Genomic DNA, 6,331 nt, shown 5'->3' on the forward strand with positions numbered 1-6,331 from the left:
GCTTTTGACCCACAATCACTTTGTTCATTTCCATGCTGAGAAGGTCAATAAAAGCACTTTCTCTTTCTATTTTTTCATTAATCGCTCTAATGTCCAAAGTAGTCGTATTTTCTTCCATATTCTTATTTTTAAAGTCGTGAAATTAGTGTCTTATTTTTAACAGTGCAAATTGAAATTTTTTTTAGAAGTAAAATGTTAACAATGCGTTAAAACTTGTATGAAACCATTGGTTTTAAGGATGATTTGTGATTTTCTTTTTATATTTTTAAGAACTGAAAAAAATATGCTTTGAAATCAAAGATTTACGGATTTTAGTCAAAAATCAAACTCATGAGTAAAACAACTTTTTCCAGAATAATTGCGGGCACGATGACTTGGGGAATTTGGGGCAAAAATGCCAGCAAAAATCAGATGATTGACCTGATGCGTTGCTGCCTAGAAAACAATATTACCACCTTTGACCATGCCGATATTTATGGCGGATATACTACAGAAAATACCTTCGGAAATGCCTTCGGCGAAAGCCAAATCGAGAGAGAAAAAATCCAGCTGATTTCGAAATGCGGGATTCAACTTTTATCCGAAAACAGAACGAATAAAATCAAGCATTATGATTATTCAAAGGCCTATATTGTCTGGTCTGTGGAACAATCTTTAAAAAATTTGCAAACGGATTATTTGGATTTGCTCTTATTGCACCGGCCAAGTCCGTTGATGCAGCCTGACGAAATTGCCGAAGCCATACTTCAATTGAAAAAAGAAGGTAAAATTCTGGATTTTGGGGTTTCTAATTTTACGCCTATTCAAACTGATTTGATTCAGACCAAAACAAAAGTAAATTACAACCAGATTCAGTTTTCGGTAGCGGATTTTGAAGCGATGTTAGACGGAAGCTTGGATTATATGCAAATGCACGATATTACGCCAATGGCCTGGAATCCTTTGGGTTCGCTTTTTTCGACTAATAGTGAGAAATCGCTTCGGATAAAAAAACTAGCCGAAACCCTTTCGCTAAAATACAATGTTGAGGCTGATGTTTTATTTCTTGCCTGGATTTTGAAACATCCATCCGGAATTTTACCTGTTTGTGGCACTACGGATAAAACCAGAATTGCAAATCTGATGAAAGCCACCACTGTAGAAATGGAGCTCGAAGACTGGTTTGCCTTTTGGGAAGAAAGTCAAGGGTATAAAGTTCCCTAAATAATTATTTTAAACTACAAATTTTAAATTATTCTGATATTATAAAAATGAAAAAAACAGCCTTAATAACTGGTGCCACGAGCGGAATTGGAAGAGCAACGGCCAGAGCATTAGCCCAAAACAACTATCAAATTATCCTTTGCGGAAGAAGAGAAGAACGGATGTCAGAATTGCAAAAAGAGCTTTCGGAACTCACGGAAGTCCACACTTTACTGTTTGATGTTCGGGATAAGGAAAAAGTTTTTGAAGCCATCGCCAGTTTACCGTCGGAATTTTCAAAAATCGATGTTTTAATCAATAATGCGGGAAATGCGCATGGAATGGATCCAATTCAAAACGGGAATATTGACGATTGGGATGCGATGATTGACATCAACGTGAAAGGATTGTTGTATGTTTCTAAAGCGATAATTCCTGGAATGATTGAACAGAAATCAGGTCATATTATCAATATCGGCTCAACGGCTGCCAAAGAAGTCTATCCAAACGGAAATGTTTACTGCGCGAGCAAACATGCGGTAGATGCGATAAACCAAGGCATGCGAATGGACTTAAATCCGCACGGAATTCGTGTGGGCGCGATTCATCCCGGAATGGTGGAAACCGAATTTTCGGAAGTGCGTTTTAAAGGGGATACCGAAAGAGCCTCAAAAGTATATCAGGGTTTCCAGCCGTTGAAACCAGAAGATATTGCCGATATTATTCATTTTGTGGTTTCGAGACCGTATCATGTGAATATTGCCGATTTAGTGGTAATGTCAACGGCGCAAGCGAGTTCTACAATTGTGAAAAAAGTAGTCTAGCCATCTGAAAACTATTTAAAAACAAAAGAGGCTGTCTTTACGGACAGCCTCTTTTTATAAAATCTATAAACGCCTATTAAAACGTAACACTGGTCATATTTGTAATTTCTCCATTAACTACAACTACGCCTAAAATACTTTGTGCCACCAATCCAGAAGTTGCTTCAGGAGTCAATGTTACCGTATATGTTCCTGCTGGAATCCCATTTAACTGAAATAAACCTTGCTCATTCATGTAAGCAGAAACTGGAGTGTCTCCAACTTGAACTGATGCTAAAACTTGAACACCAACTGGCACTGGAACAACTGATCCTTTTATAACCCCAGAATTTGCTGTCGTAGAAACTCTGATAACCGGATGTAAATTATAATTACCTGAACCACCTGCTTGGACTACAACAGAATGTTCTACATCAAAATCCAATAAGAAATCATAAGTAGCACCTGCTACCAGTGTTTGATTAATTTGTAATTTTAATCCTGATTGTTGTGCACTTGGCGTATTCAAAGTATGAATTACACCATCTTTTTTTACTGTATTATTGGTACCCAGTAATAATCGGATTTGTCCTAAATTCCCTGAAGGGACATCATTATCTGCCAATAAAACATTAACTCCACCAGTTAAATCTAATAAATTATAAATTCCCGGGGTAATGTTTCCAATACTTACCCAACCCTGTTCGTCGGTGCTTGAAGTGCTTTTTATCAAAACATCCAACACTTCCACATTCACTTCTTCATAATCGCCTGGAGCATCTGTCATTCTTACAGCAACTCTTGATGTTTTTGCTGAATCATCGTTGTCGTCACAGCTTACAAAAAACAAACTTACGGAAGCCATTACAAATAAACTTAACGCATAAAATTTTACCTTTTTCATCTATTGATTTTTTAAAGTTAGTAAGTTTCTAACGGAAAAAACTTTAAATTAGTGCCTATTTAATTTCATTAACCCAGTATTAACAATGATTAACAAGCGTTTACTTATTAAAAACCTCCTCGCCCATAATGACGAGAGCAGTTTTTATGATAAAAAACGCCAGTTGAATTTGCATACCCGGGAAGGAAAAGCGAAATTCCTAAAACACATTTGTGCGTTGTCGAATTCAAATCCAACGAACAATTCTTATATCGTTGTGGGAGTCGAGGATCAAAATAATGAAGTGGTGGGTGTTGATTTTTTCGACGACAGTCATATTCAGAATCTGGTGAATGCTTTTCTGGAAAATCCGCCGAAAATACAATATGAAAATGTGCCTTTTCCAAATTTACCAAAAGACAAAGTAATCGGTTTAGTTACCATAAAACCAAACAACAAAACTTCCTATTTTAAAAAAGGCATTCATACTATTCCTTCCAAAAGTGTTTTTATTCGAAGAGGCAGCAATACGGTTCCAATTGAAGATTCTTATGAGAAAAATTATCAAAATGCAGAAACCGTTATCGGAATTGAAAATAATTCCCGGAACAGTATTGCATATACTTTGGATGGCGTAATTGATTTTATGAATTTTCGTCACAAAGACATGTCTCCAAAATATAAGGTTTTTAAGGAATTGTTTGTGATTTGCTGGGCTGGAATCCCTAAGAAAATTCGCGATAACATTTATCTTTCCAGAGTGGATATTGAATTAATCAACGAGCAGGTAAAATTATTCTACTCGGCGCTTGATGTAGTTACGATAACTTTTGACAATGACACTTTTACTATTATTGAATTTGTGCCGCTAGGCTTAAACGACATGACGAGTTATTATCCGTTGGAGAAAGTGACCATTCATTTTCAGGAAAACGGATATTATAAAATGGATACAGAAATGCTTTTTCAGCCACCTAAATTCAATAGAAAAATGTTGCATCATATATATAATGCCACTTTAGCATTGATTACCAAATTGCAAAAAGGCTTGATATTATCTCCAAGAGAAAGCAAAGAGTTGGAAAATTTACCTTCTACTTTGATGATTTGTTACTTGAACGGATTTGAAGAGGCCAAACAAAAGTTAATAGCTGCAAAACCTCTTTTGAAAGCACAAACTAACTCAAATGTATATTTGTCTTTTAAAGAGGCGATGCGAATTTTAAGAAAAATGAAGTACGATTTGTAACATTTTTTCTATTCTCAAAACGATTTCATATTATAAACCAATCAAATTATCGGTATTCAACATCAAAAAACAAACTCCAACCAATGGGTTTGTTGATGCTTTTTAAGGTATGGCAAATTATTAAAATCCATGAAATCAGAATTCCCAAAATATTATAAAAAATAGAAAGACCCATTTTTTTGTCATTTATGATATAATGACCATCTTTGAAAGACACAAAAATGAATTCATAATCCGGCGCTTGCATTAATAGCAGCATGTACATAATTGAGTCTAAAAGGTTTAACATCAATATTAATAATATTGCAAAACCTAAAGTGGTAGATAACAGACTAAATCTAGCCTGGCCATCTAATTTTTGAATTGTTTCTTTCATTTGGTTAAAATTTATAGGTTTATTTATTGGAGTACATTGATACTCCTTCTCAATAGTCATAAACTTTATTGAATTTTAATAAGATCTATTCATGGTGGGGACTTCGAATAGTTACTCAACTTAAAATCTAAATAATAGCCCTATATGCATAACACAAAATTAGCTCAATTGTCACGTGTCATTTTACGGTTTTACCGCCTATTTTGTTAAACTTTGGATTAGAAATAAACAGGAAGAATCATAGAAATCTGTTTTTCTATAGTTGAATTTTGGTTTGAAAGCGGAAAGTTAGCTGATTCTTAGATTATACCCAGTTTTCTGGCTTCTCTGATAATATCCTCATCATTCCCTTTTTGGACACAAAAATAATCTCGGATTTGCACTTTTCTTTTTTCGATTGCACTGATAGAAAGGTTTAAATGAGCTGGTAGACTTTTGGTTTTTATGCCTTGTGCCAAAAGCGTAATGATTTGCCTGTTGAAGTGATCTAAATAAACTTTTTTAGACAATAATTCTTTTACGTTTTGTTTTACGGTTAAACTATGATAGATTTCTCCTCTCATGATTATATCAAACGCTGAAATCAATTCCTCTGCACTGAAATCACTTTTTACCAACAATCCTTCGGGTTCTACGTTTCTTATAATATTGTATAATATGAGTGCTTCTGTGTGGGAAGTCAGCATAACTATCTTGCTATTTGGCAAATGGGTTTTAACCAACATGGCTAAATCTTCACCTGACGATATGTTTTTTGCTTCGAATGGTGGCAAACTATAATCCAAAAAAACCAAATCGAAAAAATCTAAATTTGTCGTATTGGTAATTATTTCAAAGGCGTTTTCACAATTATGTGCCGCGGTAGTTTCTATTTCAAATCCCAGATCATTATAAGACAAAATGATTTTATACCCTTCAATCATTGAAGGATGATCATCAACCATAAGGATTTTTAGCTTCATTTTTGCGTGTTTAAACTGTTGTAAAAAATCTATACCGGAATAATCAAGATTATTTGCGTTCCTTCTCCATTGTTGGACAGAATCTCGATTTCGCCCTGGACTATTTTCATTCTGGATTGCATGTTTTTCAGGCCAATTCCTTCTCTTGTTTTTTTAATGTCAAAACCAACGCCATCATCTGTAATTTCTATATGAATATGGTCTTCAACTTTTATTATCGTCGCACTGATGTTTTTTGCTTTTGCATACTTGTGAATATTTTGTAATGCTTCCTGAAAAATTCTATAAAGGTGCATTTTGGTGGTGCTTTCTATGGCTTCCCAGTTTATTCTACCATCAATTTCTAATTGACAATTTGCTTGTGAAATACTTTTTTGTCCATCAAACAGCGCTTCCATAATCGTTTTGAAACTGTCTTTTCCGGAAAAAATATCCTGACTAAGATCGTGTGCAATGCTTCTGATTTCTTTTTCAATATTTTGAATTTCCGCAATGTGCAAAAGACATTTTTTGATGGTTTCCTCATCTGTTTTTCGACTGAGAATGAATAAATTAAGACGTGTACTGGTCAATTTACTCATGATTCCATCATGCAATTCCTGAGCAATGCGCTTTTTCTCTTTTTGCCTTCCTTCCTCTATTTTGCTTTGCTGGTCGAGCATCAACTGATAAATTTCCTGATTGGCTTTTTGCTGTTCCTGCTCAAATTGTAATTCTCTATTTTTAGTTCTTTGTGTTTTAACGACAAATAACAGTGCTCCAAGCAAAAACATTACTGTTGAAGAACCTGCAATTATCCATCTTTGCGAGGAAATTTTATTTTTTTCGGCTTCAATGTCATTTTTTTGATTTAAAATTTCGTCGGTTTCAAATTCA

At 34.6% G+C, this 6,331-nt stretch carries 7 protein-coding genes and 1 pseudogene; 3 read left to right on the forward strand and 5 right to left on the reverse strand.

Translation table 11 applies throughout. The features are described from left to right. Nucleotides 1-118 (reverse strand): annotated as a pseudogene (locus VI621_RS10215) (ATPase); the annotation flags it as partial. A gap of 212 nt (nt 119-330) precedes the next feature. Between VI621_RS10215 and VI621_RS10220 the strand changes: the two are divergent. Further along, nucleotides 331-1,203, forward strand: a complete 873-nt coding sequence (locus tag VI621_RS10220; RefSeq protein ID WP_324218286.1) for an aldo/keto reductase — start codon at nt 331-333, stop codon at nt 1,201-1,203. Nucleotides 1,204-1,250: 47 nt separating this feature from the next. After that, complete coding sequence (locus VI621_RS10225) at nt 1,251-2,006, forward strand: SDR family NAD(P)-dependent oxidoreductase (RefSeq protein WP_324218287.1); 756 nt, start codon at nt 1,251-1,253, stop codon at nt 2,004-2,006. Between the two features lie 76 nt (nt 2,007-2,082). Here the strand turns inward: VI621_RS10225 and VI621_RS10230 are convergent, their stop codons facing one another. Beyond that, nucleotides 2,083-2,889, reverse strand: coding sequence for a DUF4382 domain-containing protein (locus VI621_RS10230; RefSeq protein WP_324218288.1), 807 nt, complete (start codon nt 2,887-2,889; stop codon nt 2,083-2,085). Between the two features lie 85 nt (nt 2,890-2,974). Between VI621_RS10230 and VI621_RS10235 the strand changes: the two genes are divergently transcribed. Further along, nucleotides 2,975-4,117, forward strand: coding sequence for an ATP-binding protein (locus VI621_RS10235; RefSeq protein WP_324218289.1), 1,143 nt, complete (start codon nt 2,975-2,977; stop codon nt 4,115-4,117). Nucleotides 4,118-4,163: 46 nt separating this feature from the next. Here VI621_RS10235 and VI621_RS10240 read toward each other — a convergent pair whose 3' ends face one another. The 3 genes from VI621_RS10240 to VI621_RS10250 form a co-directional block, all read right to left on the reverse strand. Beyond that, entirely contained in the window at nt 4,164-4,493 is a 330-nt protein-coding gene (locus VI621_RS10240; protein WP_324218290.1) for a hypothetical protein, read from the reverse strand. 299 nt (nt 4,494-4,792) lie between these two features. Further along, on the reverse strand, nt 4,793-5,455 hold the full coding sequence (locus tag VI621_RS10245) for a response regulator (protein ID WP_324218291.1): 663 nt from the start codon (nt 5,453-5,455) through the stop codon (nt 4,793-4,795). 29 nt (nt 5,456-5,484) lie between these two features. Continuing rightward, nucleotides 5,485-6,331 (reverse strand): sensor histidine kinase (locus tag VI621_RS10250; protein ID WP_324218292.1); only part of this gene is annotated, 847 nt, incomplete at its 5' end.

Source organism: Flavobacterium sp., from assembly GCF_035292545.1.
Lineage (GTDB): Bacteria > Bacteroidota > Bacteroidia > Flavobacteriales > Flavobacteriaceae > Flavobacterium.